We start from the raw sequence: 15,783 nt of genomic DNA on the forward strand, positions 1-15,783 counted from the left end.
GGTTCATTTTTTTAAAATCGTCGTTCGAAATAGTACTCAAGGTTGATTGCTGCGTCAGCATCTATAATGTAATAAAAAATATCAGACCATAAACAATATACTGGCATCACACTCTCTATCTATAAAATCTGCCAAAGCTAAGCCAACCGTTATTATCAGACCTATGTATCTTGCGTGAGCTCAGCCTTAAGGTCAAGACAACGCCGTGAATAATGCGTCATAAATTTGTCACCATTCTACAATAAACAGTTTATAAGCGCCTATTCACACCATTTTCTTATCATTATTCTTATTCTTTTCTGACTTTTACAAGCTATCTAAGTTATTTATAACCGTTAATACAAACCAATACCATCTCGTTATTATAAGAATTGAATCAAAAAAAGATCATAAAAAAAGCAACCTGATCAGAGGTTGCTCTTTTTTAAAGTCTAAACAGTATTTTTATTGTTTTAACAAACAAAGGCATCAATGCATATTGATAATCTTACTGTCATTAAGCGCGCTGAAGAACAGCTTACTCAATGTCAAATGAGATTAGATAGCTTCGATTTGCTCAGCTTGTGGGCCTTTCTTGCCATCACCTAAGATGAAAGACACTTTTTGGCCTTCGGCTAGAGTTTTGAAACCACCGCCTTGGATAGCGCTGTAGTGAGCGAATACGTCTTGTCCGCCGTTGTCTTGCGCGATAAAACCAAAACCTTTAGCTTCATTAAACCACTTTACAGTGCCTTCAACTTTATCTGACATAAATTTTCCTAACTCTTTAACTGTTGGCGAGACGTGTGTCATCACCGATTAATTGATATATACCTAAGTTTTTCTTGCAGAATGCGTGGGTAAAATCATTGAAACCTCTAATAGAGACCTTAATATTTTTACCCGAAATCCTTTGGGTACAAGCTGATTATAACAGCTTTTTTTAAGCGCAACAGCTTAAATTGATGATTTTTGTAACCTATTCAAGTCAATTTTAAATAATTGTTACTATTAATTATTTGAGACTTAATACTTTGATATAGAATGTTTTTTTACCATTTACCTTTCGAGATTTACTATGGACTTAGATATCGCTTTCGACAAATCCCAGTGATAGGAATTATATTTGCTACTTTATTAAAAGCAAACTATACAGCAATCGGCAACCACGGTGAGCTCAATACCAATAAACATAGCGCAAAAAATATCAGCGAAAATGACTGACTATAAGCGATATATTTAGCAGGTATGACCAAGTCTTTCGGAGAGTCAGGAATGCCTTTACGCTTCAATAAACGTGCGCCATAGATCCAGCCAAAGGTCGTATAAAGACCGTAAGCCGCTGGTACAGCAACGGCTAGTGGTGTCAAATCAGTCGTATATAGCATCACTACTGAGATGAAAAACCATGAGGTATCTAGAATTGAGCTGATTTGAAAGAACTTAGAGTTAGGTAGTTTGCCGCCGGTTTTTTTGAGCATTTCCCCTTCGATCCAAATCAAAACAGCAACGACAGCGCTCAGAGTAACGTATATGAATTGCGGTGTTAGCCAATCAGGATAAGATATTTGCACAACAGACAACCTGTAATCTATAGAATAAAAGAATCCTTGGCATTTATATTGCAAGAATAAAAATAGCGACACCTATTTAACCGAGTAAGCCGTTAATAGATATGATAATGCTTGCCTATATTAGGCAGTGAAGTCAGATTTTCAACCAGCACAGACTGGCGATGATAAAAATACTTTATAAAACATCGCCTACTAAAAATAAGAAGCCCATGCTATCACTGATAACATGGGCTTTTTTAGACTATTTTTTTAATAATTACTCAATAGCAAATTAGTTTTTGTCTTTATCGATGATTTTATTGCCGCCGATCCAAGGCATCATACCACGTAGCTTAGCGCCCGTGATTTCGATTTGATGCTCTGCATTGTTACGACGACGAGCCGTCATTGATGGATAGTTGGTTGCGCCTTCACTGATGAACATTTTTGCGTATTCGCCAGATTGGATGCGTTTTAGCGCATTACGCATGGCTTCACGTGATTGCTCATTAATGACTTCAGGACCAGTCACATATTCGCCATATTCAGCGTTATTACTGATTGAGTAGTTCATGTCAGCGATACCGCCTTCATACATCAAGTCGACAATAAGCTTTAGCTCATGTAAGCACTCAAAGTAAGCCATTTCTGGTGCATAGCCAGCTTCAGTTAAGGTTTCAAAGCCCATTTTTACTAGCTCTACTGCGCCACCACAAAGAACCGCTTGCTCACCAAATAGGTCAGTTTCAGTTTCATCTTTAAAGGTCGTTTCGATAATACCTGAACGTCCACCACCAACACCAGCAGCATAAGATAATGCTAATTGCTTGGCTTGACCTGACGCATCTTGATAGATAGCGATAAGATCTGGGATACCACCGCCTTTGGCGAATTCTGAACGAACGGTATGACCTGGTGCTTTTGGTGCCACCATGATGACATCAAGATCGCTACGTGGAACGACTTGGTTGTAATGAATCGCAAAACCATGAGCAAAGGCTAGTGTCGCGCCCTGCTTGATGTTTGGCTCAATCACGTCATTATAAAGCTCTTTTTGGAATTCATCAGGCGTCAAAATCATGATGATGTCAGCAGCTTTTACCGCCTCTTCTACTTCAGCAACTTTTAAGCCAGCATTTTCTGCTTTCTTCCATGAGCCAGAGTTAGCACGTAGACCAACCGTCACATCGACGTTTGAATCTTGTAGGTTAAGCGCGTGCGCATGACCTTGTGAACCATAACCAATAATGGCAACTTTTTTACCTTGTACGATTGATAGATCACAATCTTTATCATAATAAACGTTCATAAACAGAGTCCTTTTCCTAAATCATGGCGTACCATGGATAAATAAACACTTAAATTATAGTCACCTTATCGAAGTGATTGGTGAGATAAGCGCTATGTTGATGTTGAATAAATAAGTTTGAAATACTATATTTTGAAGATCATAAACGCTGATTATAGGCTTAGCGTTTTGTCACCACGAGCAATACCAATGACGCCTGAACGCACTACTTCCATGATACGTTCGCGACCAATAACATCAATAAAACCATCGAGCTTAGCTTTATCGCCGACGATTTGAATCGTATATAAGTTGGCATTGACGTCAACGATCTGTGCACGAAAAATATCGGCACTGCGTTTGATCTCTTCACGTACACCGCCCGTCGCACGTACTTTTATTAGCATCAGCTCACGTTCGACGTGTACGGTATCTGAGAGATTAAGCACTTTAACCACTTCGATCAATTTATGCAATTGCTTGGTGATTTGTTCTATCTTTTCAGGTGACGTGATTGTCGTTACTGTCAGACGTGAAATACTTGGATCATCAGTAGGGGCGACGTTTAGCGTTTCGATATTGTAGCCACGTTGTGAGAACAAGCCGACTAAACGCGACAACGAACCCGCTTCGTTTTCCATCAATACCGAAATCAGATGTTGTTGTTGCATTAGGTACGCTCCCCTTTTGTTAACCACATATCACGCATCGTTTGCCCAGCGATTTGCATCGGATATACATGCTCATTACGATCGACGTAAACATCGATAAATACCAACCTGTCTTTTATTGCCATGGCTTCAGCCAATTGTGCTTCCATGGTCGCAGGATCAGTAATCTTGATACCGACGTGACCATAGCTTTCAGCAAGCTTGACAAAGTCTGGTAAAGAATTCATGTAAGAATGTGCGTGACGACCTTCATACAGCATGTCTTGCCACTGTTTTACCATACCCAACTGTGCATTATTCAAGTTTAGGATTTTAACTGGCAAATCATACTGCAAACAGGTAGACAGTTCTTGGATATTCATCTGAATAGAGCCTTCGCCAGTAATACAAACCACATCACGCTCAGGATTAGCAAGTTTGGCTGCCATCGCATACGGCAAGCCAACGCCCATAGTACCAAGACCACCTGAGTTCAGCCATTGACGTGGCTCATTATAGGTATAGTAAAGCGCGGCAAACATCTGATGTTGACCCACGTCACTCGTGATAATCGCATTACTATTAGTCACTTTATCTAAAGCTTGAACGACCGCTTGTGGCTTAATACCATTATCGGTACTGGTGTCATAGCGCAAACCATGACGCTTGCGCCACTCATTAATCTGTGACCACCAATCCAACAACGCCGGTTGGTCTAACTCTTTATCTTCGCCAATAATGTCTATCATGTCAGTAAGCACTGATTTCACATCGCCAACGATAGGAATATGAGCAAAGATCGTTTTTGAGATAGACGTCGGGTCAATATCAATATGAATAATCGTCGCATTTGGACAGAATTTTTTGACGTTATTGGTCACGCGATCATCAAAGCGTGCCCCAACTGCCAATATAACGTCAGAATGATGCATGGTCATATTGGCTTCATAAGTGCCATGCATACCAAGCATACCCAAGAACTGCTCATCAGAGCCAGGGAAAGCACCCAAACCCATTAAGGTATTGGTGACTGGTAGGTTTAAACGATGAGCAAGCGCCGTTAATTCTTTATAGGCATTACCTAAAACTACACCGCCACCAGAGTAAATAATCGGGCGCTTAGCCGCAAGTAAGGTTTCAACCGCCTTTTTGATTTGACCACTATGACCTTTTAATGACGGCTGATATGAGCGTATAAATACCTCTTTTGGATATTCATAAGCAAATTTTTCGCTAGGCGCAGTCATGTCTTTTGGCACATCGATGACAACAGGACCCGGACGTCCAGACTGGGCAATATAAAAGGCTTTTTTGACAATCATTGGGATTTCGCTAGCATGGCGCACTTGAAAGCTATGCTTCACGATTGGGCGTGACACACCAATCATATCGGTTTCTTGGAAAGCATCTTCACCGATCAGACTGCTAGGCACCTGACCTGCGATGATCACCATCGGTACAGAATCCATAAAAGCAGTGGCAATAGCTGTCACTGTATTGGTCGCACCAGGACCTGAAGTCGCTAGCACCACACCCGTGTTGCCAGTTACTCGTGAATAAGCATCTGCCATGTGACCTGCGGCTTGTTCATGACGTACCAGAATATGCTCAACATGGTCTTGTTGAAATAAGGCGTCATAGATATGAAGGACCGCACCGCCTGGATAACCAAAAATGTATCTGACGCCCTCATCCGTTAGTGCTTGCACCAACATCTCAGCGCCAGATAGCATGACAGGCTCATTGCTTCCTTCGGCAAGGCGTTGCTGCTTTTCAGGGAAATTCTTGGCAGCATGACCCGTTTGGGTATGTCCAGTCATATTCGGACTTTGCGTGGTTTGCGTCACTGTCGTCACCTTTTTTTGTGGCAAGAATATGTGCCCGCTACGTCTAAGTTACGCTGTGTTATAGGACAGCATATTACTCAAACATAGCAATATATTTAAGGTCAGCTTTGCGACAGAGTTTTATCGATATACAGTGACAAGATGCGAGTGCATCTATAAAAGAAGCTTATTATTTGTAGTGCATACAAGGTTGCGCTAATGACAAATAGAAGGATACAGAATGATAGAACAAATCTCAAAGCTTATATTTTATAGCTTATATCATGTTATATGATTACGAAATCTTATAACCTGTTTGATGAGGAGATGTTAAAAACACACATGACACTCTATTTTTACAACAGCAAAATCTTACGAGACACAGTAATAATAAGTTTATCTTAGTCATTGTAGACAGATAAGTCCGGAGACAATAAATATAGATTTGAATAGCATTATTACAAGCGCTATTTATTTTATATCATTGTCACAAAGATAATAAGGCTAAGCAAGCTACCGATAAGCAACCCGTAGTCCTTATTTTCAAGTGCCACGGCAATATCATAAAAGCCGCTCACTGACCAATCAACTGCTATTATATTCGATGGTTTGTGAGCTATTGTCAAGAAAAACTTCTAAACCCTATCCCCAACTATTGGTTATTAAACAATGTACATTCATAAGTATTATTTGCTAGAATCAAGCCATTATGTATTTATATTGTTATCGATTCTATTAACCCTTATGCTTAACTGAACGATAGCTGTATTTTTTACCCATTAAGAGGGCTGTTACTATGGCACAAGCGTCTACGATAAGCACTGCTACCAAACTACTTATCAGTGTCAGCACTGCGTGTATGTTCATGCTACCAATGAGCGCCACTCATGCCATTCAGGTATACAAATCTATTGGCGCACATGGCGAAGTCAAATACAGCCAATATGCGCCGCAAAATGGTAGGAATATCGAAGTTATCGAGTTTCGTAGTGACGGTAGACAGAGCAATGCTGGACAGCTGGCAGGTAAAACCGAAGCCAATCAAAGTGCGCCGCAAAGCGCAGAAGAACAGCGCGTTGCCCAATTAGAAGCACGCATCAAAGAGCAAGAAGCCCAAGCGAATGCCCAGCGTTGTCAATCGTTACGCAATAATTTAACCAATCTAAATGTGGGCGGACGTATTTATGAGATGGATGCCACTGGCAAACGTCAATATCTAGATGGTCGTGAGATTGAGCTTAAGCGTGAACGTGTTCAACAAGCCATTACCCAGTATTGTGGCTAATCTTCAATTTGGTGTTTAAACACATTTAGCTAAGGTGACATTAAATCGTTAAAGGCTATCTATTATGAGATGCATCACATGACGGATAGCTGCTGGCATATCTTGAGCTTGCAGACCTCGCTGCCCTACCAATAATAAATTATCATCGTTACTGTTCGTCTGGTTGACTAAAACATCGCCTGCTAATCCATGGATAATGACTGCTTGGTGCAAACTGCATAGTTCATGTTTTAAATCATCCTGTGCCCATAGTCCACTAATGACACCTGCAAGTACATCACCCATACCAGCGGTCGCCATGCCAGCATTGCCCACACCGCACACATAAACATGCGCTGATTGCTGCTCCAGAATTAATGACCCTGCTCCCTTTAACACCCAATCACCGCCATAAATTGCTGCACACTCCGTTATTGCAGCCAATCTATCATTTTCTATCTCATTTACCTTTTTATTTAATAATCTAGCAGCTTCCCCACTATGTGGTGTTAAACACACTTGATAATTCTTACTATGTGTTTTTAGCTCGGCTATCAGCATATGGTTTTCCCGATGCAATGAAGCCAAATGATAAAGACCATCGGCATCGATGATTATGGGCTTACCTTCAGCTACCGCAGCCTGCAGATATTCAGTAAATAGCAATTTTGCTTTTTCATCACGCCCCAGACCCATACCAATAGCAATCACACTGGCCTCTTTAATTAGGCGTTTTACTCCTTGGGTATCATGCAAATCCATGCTCATTGCATCTGGTAGCGAGGTTAATAACGCCCCATGGTAAGCCTTATGGCAGGCAACTGTTATTTTACCAGCACCCGTCGCCATCGCGCTCGATGCCGATAATATGGCTGCTCCGCCCATGCCTTGTGAGTTATCAATACGATTGCCGCCAATGATTAATACATGCCCATAGCTGCCTTTATGGCTGTTTTTTCTGCGTGGCTTTAATCGATAAGGCGAATGAATAAGGGTGGCGATAGGAATAAGCGCGTTATCATTTGCTAGATGGGGTATCAGCGGTATATCAATCACGGCGCCGCTATAATCGAGCCCGTCTTTGGTATGCAGACCAAATTTACGTGCGATCAGGCATAAGGTCACATCTGCGGCTATCGCAACACGCTCAAATACCTGACCAGTAGAGGCAACCAAGCCACTTGGGACATCAACCGCGATGACCAATGCTTTAACATGCTCTGCTGCTTCGTTAAAAGCGCAAATTGCTTGCTGATAAATATCGCTCGCTGCACGATTGAATCCAATACCAAATATCGCATCGATATAAACATCCGCCGGCAAAGCGCTCATGCTTCTATCATCGATATTTTCAAAGCATCGATATTTACAATCAGCAGATAGTGCCAGCTGTAACGCCTTTGTCGCATCAGCAATTGGATTTTTATCATCTTCATTAAAACTTTCTATATTATCTTTTATAACAAAATCTTGTTTCTCAAAGCCAACCGTAATGACTTGTACTTGCCAGCCTCTCTGCTGTAAATAATACGCAACAAGCCACCCATCGCCACCATTATTACCTTTTCCGACCCAAACACTGACACGGCACGGACGATTAACAGGACGAGAGGCAATGCACTGCTTTGCTAATTGCTCATTCAAACATTTTTTTTCATAAAGTATCTCGATATGCTTCACCATTTGCCAAGCCGCTTGTTGCATTAGAGCAAAGCTGTTATTGCCTTGTGCAAACCATGCTTGTTCCATCGCATAGAGCTGCTTGCTGCTATATAGAGCGACAGGCATGGTAGTTTTCGATGACAATTCATTTGACGTTGGCATGACTAACCCTCGATTATTCTTATAAGATTTGGCTAAGCTTCTGACTTATTATCAGTACAAACCAAAATTGATGTATGTATTTGCTGCTATTGACCTTAAAGTCAATAGCAGCAAATACATATAAATCTATATTTATATGGATTTATTCACTTTGATACTTGCGCTCTTCGCTCACTGGCTTATCATATCCATATTCACATTATCATTGATCGTCAGACATGAGTAATAAATCTCAAACAAACTCTCAAACGCAGATGCCATCAATACCTACTAGCGTCTCTGCTAAAAAGATTGCTATCAATAATACGCATGATTTTACTACTACAGCAGATATTAAACACTGGATTAAAGAGACAGCGCAATCGTTAGGGTTTGCAGATTGCGGCTTTTTATCGGTACATCACCCTCTGTTCGTTAAGCAGACTGAACAGTTGAAGCAGTGGTTGGCCAAAGGCTATGAAGCACAATTACAGTTTATGCACAGCAATCATCATCTGCGTGCGCACCCTGAGCAACTGGTAGAAGGCGCAAAAACCATTATTAGTGTGCGTATGGATTATCTCACTCAAACTCCAATACCGCGCGCTGTGACTGACAATGATTATCCTAACCAAGGTATCATTGCGCGTTATGCGAGAGGGCGCGACTATCATAAAATCATGCGTAGTCGGCTAAAGCAATTGGCGTTAAAAATCGAGGCGATGCTTCCTGAATGGCAACATCTAGATATTGGCGCTGACACAGATTTTATTTTTAGACCTTTTAGTGACTCAGCTCCTATCTTTGAGCGACCGATCGCCGATGCTGCAGGTCTTGGCTGGACAGGCAAGCATACATTACTCATAAACAAACAAGCCGGCTCGTTCTTTGTGCTCGGAGAGCTGTTTATGAGCCTTGAACTACCTGACGATGAGCCAGTTAAAGAGCATTGCGGCAGTTGCAGCGCCTGTATCGATATCTGTCCCACTCAAGCCATTGTCGCCCCTTATGAGCTTAATGCCTCAGCCTGCATCTCTTATCTTACGATTGAACATGACGGTGTTATTGATAAAAAATACCGCCGCGCGATCGGCAATCGTATCTTTGGCTGTGATGATTGTCAGCTAATTTGCCCATGGAACCGTTACGCCAATCTGACGCCCGTAGAGGATTTTGCGCCAAGGCATCGCCTTGATAGCAGCAGTTTGCTTGAATTGTGGCAATGGCAAGAAGCAGAGTTTATGAAAAAGACCGAAGGTAGCCCACTTAGACGCACCGGTTATGTGAATTTTCTGCGTAATATCGCTATCGGTCTTGGCAATGCCACCGCTAATCAAGAAACCATCAAAGCATTACAAGCAAAACTGGGGCTACATAACACGATGCTTGACGAACATATAGATTGGGCGATCGCCGAACAGCGTCATAAATTGGATATCTTATTTATTAATAATTAGAAGCCTAATTTTTAACTCTATATTTTATACATAAAAAAACACCTCATATTTTGAGGTGTTTTTATTCAGCCATATTCTAAGTATCCAAAATACTATGAGTGTTTCGATACTTATAATGACTTAAAAAATGATAACTATTTAGGAATACGTAGTACTTGACCAGGATAAATCTTGTCTGGGTCAGACAACATCGGCTTATTGGCTTCAAATATCTTCATATAATCGCCAGTTGAACCATAAACATCTTTTGCAATTTTAGATAAGCTATCACCAGATTTTACAGTGTACATAGTCGACTCAGGTGACTGCTCTTCAATATCGATATTATCAATGACTTTAGCCACGTTTTGTACATTGCCGATGGCAATAATGGCTTTTTCTCGATCAGCTTGAGTCTTAGCTTTACCGCTAATTTCTGCAGTATCGGTTGACCCATTATACTTAATCTTTAAATCACTAATATTTAGATTTTGCTGCTGAATACGACGAAGTAAAATATTGGCTACTGATTGCGCTGAAGGCTCAGTACTCTGTACTGGTGTATTAGCGTCTGCTTTAGTTTCTACTTTAGCGTCATGCTTGGCGTCATCACGATTAAAGATTTTATCACCAATGTCTTTTGCAAAACTGAACATACCCATATAACTGCTCCTTAAAATATTATTAATTATTATGCATCATTGTTGTTTCGATGATAACGCATATCGGTTATCACCCTTTTTTGCTTACCATTATGAGTATAAGCAAAGGCATGAGCGATAAACAGTAAGAGTATGTTGAGTAATGTTGATTTGGCGTAGCCAATGTTAACGCTAATATTAAATCAGTTGTTATAAGTGTAATAATAAAGAGAAATGACTAACATAAAAAAACCGCCTATCTATTAAGATAAGCGGTCATATCGAACCTATTGAGCAAGTCGCTAATTATAGCTGTGCTTGTACGTAGTCGATTGCTTTTTGAACAGTCGTTAATTCTGCTGAATCTTCGTCAGGAATCGTGATGCCAAAATCGCTTTCAAATGACATAACCAACTCAACTAAATCCAATGAATCAGCGCCTAGGTCTTCCATAAATGAAGCATCATTGTTGATGTCTTCAACATTCATACCTAGTTGCTCAGCTACGGCAGCTTTAACTCTTTGCTCGGTATCATTACTCATGTAGATTTCTCCTTTTTGATCTATTATTTTGACAAACTACTATAGTCGCATGGTTTAGCTACTATAGCATTGTATATAAATGGGATTTTCAGATCCATATAGCCATCTGAGTGTACTATAACAAGTTATACATTCTGTACTAATATTTAGTAAAGCCTTGCTATCATACATGGCTTTGACTTAAAAGTATTCGACATTATAGCACCCTTTATTATAGTTTACACTCGTTCACACAGTTTTTTATTATAAGTATGTAACGCTTGGGATTCAGCACTAATTGCTATCGCATGTAGGAAAATTTGATAGCAAACTGCTACATATACATGCCGCCATTGACCGGCAAAACAGCACCTGTGATATAACTGGCTTCATCACTGGCTAAAAACAGTACAGCAGCAGCGATATCTTCTGGTTGACCCAAACGGCTGATAGGTACAGCATCTAACATCGAGTTCAATAAACGCTCATCGAGCTCATCAGTCATATCTGTTTCAATCAAACCTGGCGCGACGCAGTTAATGGTTACTTGACGTGAGCCAATTTCGCGCGCTAGCGTACGGCTAAAACCCTCTACGCCAGCTTTAGTCGCCGCATAGTTAGATTGACCGGCATTGCCCATTTGAGCAACCACAGAGGTAATATTGATAATACGACCACGGCGTGCTTTCATCATACCGCGGATAGCACGTTTGCTCATACGATAGACAGAAGTTAGATTGGTATCTATCACATTGTCCCAATCTTCATCTTTCATACGCATCAATAAGCCATCTTGAGTGATACCAGCATTATTTACCAATACTTGAACAGCACCATAAACGCTTTCTATCTCTTCAAACAGCTTGTCAATCTGTGCAGTATCGCGTACATCTAAAACACGACCAATACCGCCACTATCGTTTAGATAGTCATCAATCTGTGCAGCCCCTTTTTCGGTGGTGGCTGTCCCAATGACAAAATGTCCTTCTTTAGCAAAGCGTTTTGCGACGGCTTTGCCGATACCGCGGCTTGCGCCTGTGACTAATGTGATCGTACGGCTCATGATAATACCTCCAGCAATTTATCTAGACGAGCGGGCTTGTCAGTCGGATAGCTCATAATTGGATGCGCTTGGCGCTTCGCCAAATTACTCAAGACGTTACCACTACCACACTCAATTAAAATGTTAATTTGTTTATCTGCCAGCTCTTGCATGGTTTTTGACCACAGTACTGGCTGACTTAATTGTTCAGTTAATGCCTCTTTGATACCTGCCGCACTGGTTTCAACACGTGCATGACGATTTTGAATCACAGGAATCGTTGCTTGATCAAACTTAATGGCAGCAAGCTCTGCTGCCAACGCTTTACTAGCCGGCTCCATCAAAGCGCAATGTGACGGCACACTTACCTTTAATGGAATGGCTTTTTTGCCTGTATTTTGTACTTTATCAATGACTGCATTAACGCCTGCAGCATTACCAGAAACCACCACTTGCCCTGGGCTATTAAAATTTGCTGCGCCAACAATCGCATCATCTACATGCTCGGTTGCTTGCTCACACAGATTTTCGACTCGGTGATCTTCCAAACCTAGTACTGCTGCCATAGCCGTATCAATACCCACTACAGCGTCTTGCATCAATTGACCACGCTTATGTACCAGTTTCACGGCATCAGCAAGTGACAGCACATTAGCTGCGCAAAGGGCGCTATATTCGCCAAGGGAATGACCAGCTAGGTAACAAGGCTTATCCTTTATTTTTTGTTGTAAGATGCGCCAAATAGCGATACTAGCGGTCAATAAGGCAGGCTGTGTATATTGCGTTTGATTAAGTTTTTCTTCATCTTGACAGATTGCCCACAAATCTTCGCCTAATGCCGCACTTGCTTCAGTAAAGGTTTCAAGAATTTCAGGATAGGTATCAGCAAGCTCGCTTGTCATACCGACGACTTGTGAGCCTTGCCCAGGAAACAGTATTGCAATACGGGTAGGTTGTTTTTTTATCATATCGGGTACAGAGCCCATAACCAATATTCCTTATTTGATTGGAAACACCCCTAGCGTGAATGGGGCTAATCGTAGAGTTAAAGACTATAATAGGATATTAATTTTATAGAGCCGTTACTGTCACTAGTCCTTTAAGACAGCATACTCTTATGAAACTATACACTGACATCGGTAATTAACAAAGCTGCTAAAAAGTTAATTGTTTGTCTCGCTTCGATAAATCCTTTGGTGGGACTTATACTAGATAGCTAAAATAGCTAATTCTTCATAACTGATGCGTTAAAACAGCCGTCAACAGCTAACAGTCAATAAACAGTACTAAAAACTAATAATTAATACTATTACTAAAAAACCCATAGCAAAAAGCCAAGTTATCTAGCCACATAATATATGATAGCGAAATAACTTGGCTTTCATTAGCTCAAACCAATTGCTGAATAATAGCCTGATAAAGAACATCGACAGTCATAAAAACCATCATCTTTAGCAGCCATCAAATAACAATAAATTAAGCGTCTTGACTTACTTTAAACAACTGACGACCACGATAAAAACCATCTTTGGTCATGTGATGACGACGATGTTTTTCACCAGTAGTAGCATCAACGCTTATTTCAGCGATTTCCATACGATGATGTGAACGGCGCATGTCACGACGTGAACGACTTTTACGACTTTTTTGAACGGCCATGATATAGCTCCTATACTTAAAAGGGATAAGCTTGAAATTCAGCTTTAATCGACACTGACAGAGGCTATATAATCACAACAACCTAAGTCTTACGCATCATTAGTTAAATAGATTGCCACGTATTAAAGTGTTGATTACGTCTAAAATCTATAGTTAGTCTGCAAGGTTAGCTTCTCTCTGCCAATGGCAGATTGCTAGAATGCAATAAACGGGACATTATACGCATGTTTAACGGATTAATAAAGCCCTGCTTTTCACTCTTCTGCATAAAGCTGGCAAAAATATAATAGAACATATCTTTTATAAATGCCGTTTATAGCGTTATAAGTTACCTTTCAAAGATGCTAAAGCAGCAAAAGGATTTTCAGTTTCTTCTTCTTCAGGTATTTCACCAAACTGCTCAACACTCATTTCACAGTCATCATGCTTTGGCGCCATTGGCGTTTTGAGCAAAATTTCATCTTCTACCAATTTTTTGAATGGTAATAGTCGCTCTGGCGATTGCTCAGTGACAATTTCGTCTAACAATAAATAATCTTGCTCTTCATTAACTAGGCGTATTTGGCTTTCATTATCAAGAAGCGCAATATCATACTCATCACTCAAATCAATAGCAATCGGTTGCAGACAGCGCTGGCAAGTCAGCCAGACTTCACCAGTCAATGTGAAAGCCAAATGCAGTACATTGTTACGACGATACAGAGTGGTATTTAGCACAATATTTGATTGTTCATGTTCACTAGCTAAAATAGTCGCAAGACGCTCAAAAGAGTGGGGAGCTTCTTCACCTGCCCATTCAAAGCCAGTGTCTTCCCACTTATTTAAAGAAATGTTATCAGGCATGCTGGTTGACGTAGGCACTTGTACTTTACTAGCATGAAGCGCTGACGGCTTGTTATCTTGGGTGCTTGACATACGCGGCCTCATTGATCAAAAACGGTGTATAATATTGCCTGCCATACTAACGGAAAGCGCCCTGTTGCGCTAGCGCTAGTATGTTAATATTTTTTGGCAATTTCCTTGTCATTGTTTACCTAAAGAGATGGGACATCCTGCTCTATCATCCTTTACTTGGTTAAAGTTTTATTTATGATATCGCCTACCGTTTCTCCTGATTTTTCCAATTTATTATCTACTATTGATGCCAAAAATTTATTACACCGTTTGAATGAATTGCAAAGTCAGAAAACAAATCCTACTGAACACAGTATCAATCTTGAGGCAGATGCCTCATTAAAAAGACTGTCATTACAGTGGCAATATTTGGCTAATAACTATTTGATTCATTCTGCTAAAGACATCATTGAGCCTATCAAAGTATGCGAATTTATTCAAAACAGTTTAACCGATCTTAATTTACAAAATGAATTATCGTTTGAAAGTATTGAGCAAGCACTGACCGATTGGCTTATTAATCTATTTAATCATTTATTTATCAGCAAACAGGTTATCTTGGTTCGTAGCACTGGCGAGCCCGAATACTTTCCTGCCCAGAGCAATCAACCCGCAAGAATTGAGTTTGCTCATGGATTTTTTGCTAGTGCATTGCATGAAATCAGCCATTTTTGTATGGCGGGTGAACGACGTAGACAACTACCTGACTTTGGCTACTGGTATACACCTGACGGACGCTCAGCGGCTCAGCAGCAGGCATTTGAACGTGTTGAGGTTAAGCCACAAGCTATAGAGTGTTTGTTTACGTTAGCTTGTGGACGACCTTTTCAAGTATCACAAGACAATTTATTTGCAGATTTTGATACCAGTGGTAGTACTTTTGCTCAAGATGTTTATCAACAAGTTCAAACATATATTACTAAACCAGATACCCTACCATCAGATGCTAAAACCTTGCTACAAGCCTTACTCACTATCTGCGCCGTATCTTAGCTAAAACCTACAATATAAGATTTTTTATTATTGTCATCAAAACTCATTACACGACTGGCTATTGTTAACGATTTTATACTCACGTTAACGCCTTGCCCATAAACTTATATTTACTTTACGCTATACTACCTAATAAAGCCGTATTTTAATCTTTAGTACAAAAAGCAAAGTTCATCTTAAACAAATTTCTATCATTACCATCTGCCCAATAACCAAATTCTAATAATTATAAA

The 15,783-nt window shown here is 40.4% G+C and carries 15 protein-coding genes; 3 read left to right on the top strand and 12 right to left on the bottom strand.

The window, feature by feature from the left end:
- Positions 1-537 precede the first annotated feature (537 nt).
- The 5 genes from VLA57_RS04930 to VLA57_RS04950 all read right to left on the bottom strand — a co-directional run bounded on the left by VLA57_RS04930 (position 538) and on the right by VLA57_RS04950 (position 5,203).
- Positions 538-750, bottom strand: coding sequence for a cold-shock protein (locus VLA57_RS04930; RefSeq protein ID WP_010196799.1), 213 nt, complete (start codon positions 748-750; stop codon positions 538-540).
- A gap of 377 nt (positions 751-1,127) precedes the next feature.
- Entirely contained in the window at positions 1,128-1,553 is a 426-nt protein-coding gene (locus VLA57_RS04935; protein ID WP_333954478.1) for a hypothetical protein, read from the bottom strand.
- Positions 1,554-1,824: 271 nt separating this feature from the next.
- Positions 1,825-2,841, bottom strand: a complete 1,017-nt coding sequence (gene ilvC, locus VLA57_RS04940) for a ketol-acid reductoisomerase (protein WP_201530687.1) — start codon at positions 2,839-2,841, stop codon at positions 1,825-1,827.
- 152 nt (positions 2,842-2,993) lie between these two features.
- Positions 2,994-3,491: an acetolactate synthase small subunit gene (gene ilvN / locus VLA57_RS04945; RefSeq protein ID WP_011512877.1), complete on the bottom strand. Its 498-nt coding sequence runs from the start codon at positions 3,489-3,491 to the stop codon at positions 2,994-2,996.
- A complete protein-coding gene (locus VLA57_RS04950) occupies positions 3,491-5,203 on the bottom strand; it encodes an acetolactate synthase 3 large subunit (protein ID WP_333954791.1) in 1,713 nt (570 codons plus the stop codon). The genes ilvN and VLA57_RS04950 overlap by 1 nt, the downstream gene beginning before the upstream one ends.
- Before the next feature lie 889 nt (positions 5,204-6,092).
- Here VLA57_RS04950 and VLA57_RS04955 point away from each other — a divergent pair.
- The gene (locus VLA57_RS04955) at positions 6,093-6,581 is read left to right on the top strand and encodes a DUF4124 domain-containing protein (RefSeq protein ID WP_149492933.1); all 489 of its coding nucleotides are present in this window, start codon (positions 6,093-6,095) and stop codon (positions 6,579-6,581) included.
- Between the two features lie 48 nt (positions 6,582-6,629).
- Here VLA57_RS04955 and VLA57_RS04960 read toward each other — a convergent pair whose 3' ends face one another.
- Positions 6,630-8,384, bottom strand: coding sequence for an NAD(P)H-hydrate dehydratase (locus VLA57_RS04960; protein ID WP_333954479.1), 1,755 nt, complete (start codon positions 8,382-8,384; stop codon positions 6,630-6,632).
- Between the two features lie 218 nt (positions 8,385-8,602).
- Here VLA57_RS04960 and queG point away from each other — a divergent pair, with 218 nt between their 5' ends.
- Complete coding sequence (gene queG / locus VLA57_RS04965; protein WP_333954480.1) at positions 8,603-9,820, top strand: tRNA epoxyqueuosine(34) reductase QueG; 1,218 nt, start codon at positions 8,603-8,605, stop codon at positions 9,818-9,820.
- A gap of 134 nt (positions 9,821-9,954) precedes the next feature.
- On the opposite strand, the gene lysM is transcribed toward queG, so the two are convergent.
- The 6 genes from lysM to VLA57_RS04995 form a co-directional block, all read right to left on the bottom strand.
- Positions 9,955-10,461, bottom strand: coding sequence for a peptidoglycan-binding protein LysM (gene lysM / locus VLA57_RS04970; RefSeq protein WP_011512872.1), 507 nt, complete (start codon positions 10,459-10,461; stop codon positions 9,955-9,957).
- A 285-nt stretch (positions 10,462-10,746) separates the two neighbouring features.
- Positions 10,747-10,983: an acyl carrier protein gene (gene acpP, locus VLA57_RS04975; protein ID WP_011279816.1), complete on the bottom strand. Its 237-nt coding sequence runs from the start codon at positions 10,981-10,983 to the stop codon at positions 10,747-10,749.
- A 313-nt stretch (positions 10,984-11,296) separates the two neighbouring features.
- Positions 11,297-12,031 (bottom strand): 3-oxoacyl-ACP reductase FabG, encoded by a 735-nt coding sequence (gene fabG, locus VLA57_RS04980; protein WP_226939375.1) that lies wholly within the window; start codon positions 12,029-12,031, stop codon positions 11,297-11,299.
- On the bottom strand, positions 12,022-12,990 hold the full coding sequence (gene fabD, locus VLA57_RS04985; protein WP_149409900.1) for an ACP S-malonyltransferase: 969 nt from the start codon (positions 12,988-12,990) through the stop codon (positions 12,022-12,024). The genes fabG and fabD overlap by 10 nt, the downstream gene beginning before the upstream one ends.
- 490 nt (positions 12,991-13,480) lie before the next feature.
- A complete protein-coding gene (gene rpmF, locus VLA57_RS04990; RefSeq protein WP_011512869.1) occupies positions 13,481-13,663 on the bottom strand; it encodes a 50S ribosomal protein L32 in 183 nt (60 codons plus the stop codon).
- A 321-nt stretch (positions 13,664-13,984) separates the two neighbouring features.
- Entirely contained in the window at positions 13,985-14,578 is a 594-nt protein-coding gene (locus VLA57_RS04995) for a YceD family protein (RefSeq protein ID WP_133105428.1), read from the bottom strand.
- A gap of 174 nt (positions 14,579-14,752) precedes the next feature.
- On the opposite strand from VLA57_RS04995, the gene VLA57_RS12560 reads away from it, so the two are divergent.
- Positions 14,753-15,550, top strand: coding sequence for an elongation factor P hydroxylase (locus VLA57_RS12560; RefSeq protein ID WP_442968863.1), 798 nt, complete (start codon positions 14,753-14,755; stop codon positions 15,548-15,550).
- Positions 15,551-15,783: the final 233 nt, after the last annotated feature.

This window comes from Psychrobacter sp. S4(2024) (assembly GCF_036861305.1).
GTDB classification, from domain to species: Bacteria; Pseudomonadota; Gammaproteobacteria; order Pseudomonadales; family Moraxellaceae; genus Psychrobacter; species Psychrobacter cryohalolentis.

What these genes read in the sequence shown, in the direction of transcription:
- VLA57_RS12560 (WP_442968863.1), top strand. Translation starts at nt 14,753, where the DNA reads ATGATATCGCCTACCGTTTCTCCTGATTTTTCCAATTTATTATCTACT.
- VLA57_RS04930 (WP_010196799.1), bottom strand. Translation starts at nt 750, where the DNA reads ATGTCAGATAAAGTTGAAGGCACTGTAAAGTGGTTTAATGAAGCTAAA.
- acpP (WP_011279816.1), bottom strand. Translation starts at nt 10,983, where the DNA reads ATGAGTAATGATACCGAGCAAAGAGTTAAAGCTGCCGTAGCTGAGCAA.
- ilvC (WP_201530687.1), bottom strand. Translation starts at nt 2,841, where the DNA reads ATGAACGTTTATTATGATAAAGATTGTGATCTATCAATCGTACAAGGT.
- queG (WP_333954480.1), top strand. Translation starts at nt 8,603, where the DNA reads ATGAGTAATAAATCTCAAACAAACTCTCAAACGCAGATGCCATCAATA.
- VLA57_RS04955 (WP_149492933.1), top strand. Translation starts at nt 6,093, where the DNA reads ATGGCACAAGCGTCTACGATAAGCACTGCTACCAAACTACTTATCAGT.
- VLA57_RS04995 (WP_133105428.1), bottom strand. Translation starts at nt 14,578, where the DNA reads ATGTCAAGCACCCAAGATAACAAGCCGTCAGCGCTTCATGCTAGTAAA.
- rpmF (WP_011512869.1), bottom strand. Translation starts at nt 13,663, where the DNA reads ATGGCCGTTCAAAAAAGTCGTAAAAGTCGTTCACGTCGTGACATGCGC.
- lysM (WP_011512872.1), bottom strand. Translation starts at nt 10,461, where the DNA reads ATGGGTATGTTCAGTTTTGCAAAAGACATTGGTGATAAAATCTTTAAT.
- VLA57_RS04960 (WP_333954479.1), bottom strand. Translation starts at nt 8,384, where the DNA reads ATGCCAACGTCAAATGAATTGTCATCGAAAACTACCATGCCTGTCGCT.
- ilvN (WP_011512877.1), bottom strand. Translation starts at nt 3,491, where the DNA reads ATGCAACAACAACATCTGATTTCGGTATTGATGGAAAACGAAGCGGGT.
- fabD (WP_149409900.1), bottom strand. Translation starts at nt 12,990, where the DNA reads ATGGGCTCTGTACCCGATATGATAAAAAAACAACCTACCCGTATTGCA.
- VLA57_RS04950 (WP_333954791.1), bottom strand. Translation starts at nt 5,203, where the DNA reads ATGCTATCTGGCGCTGAGATGTTGGTGCAAGCACTAACGGATGAGGGC.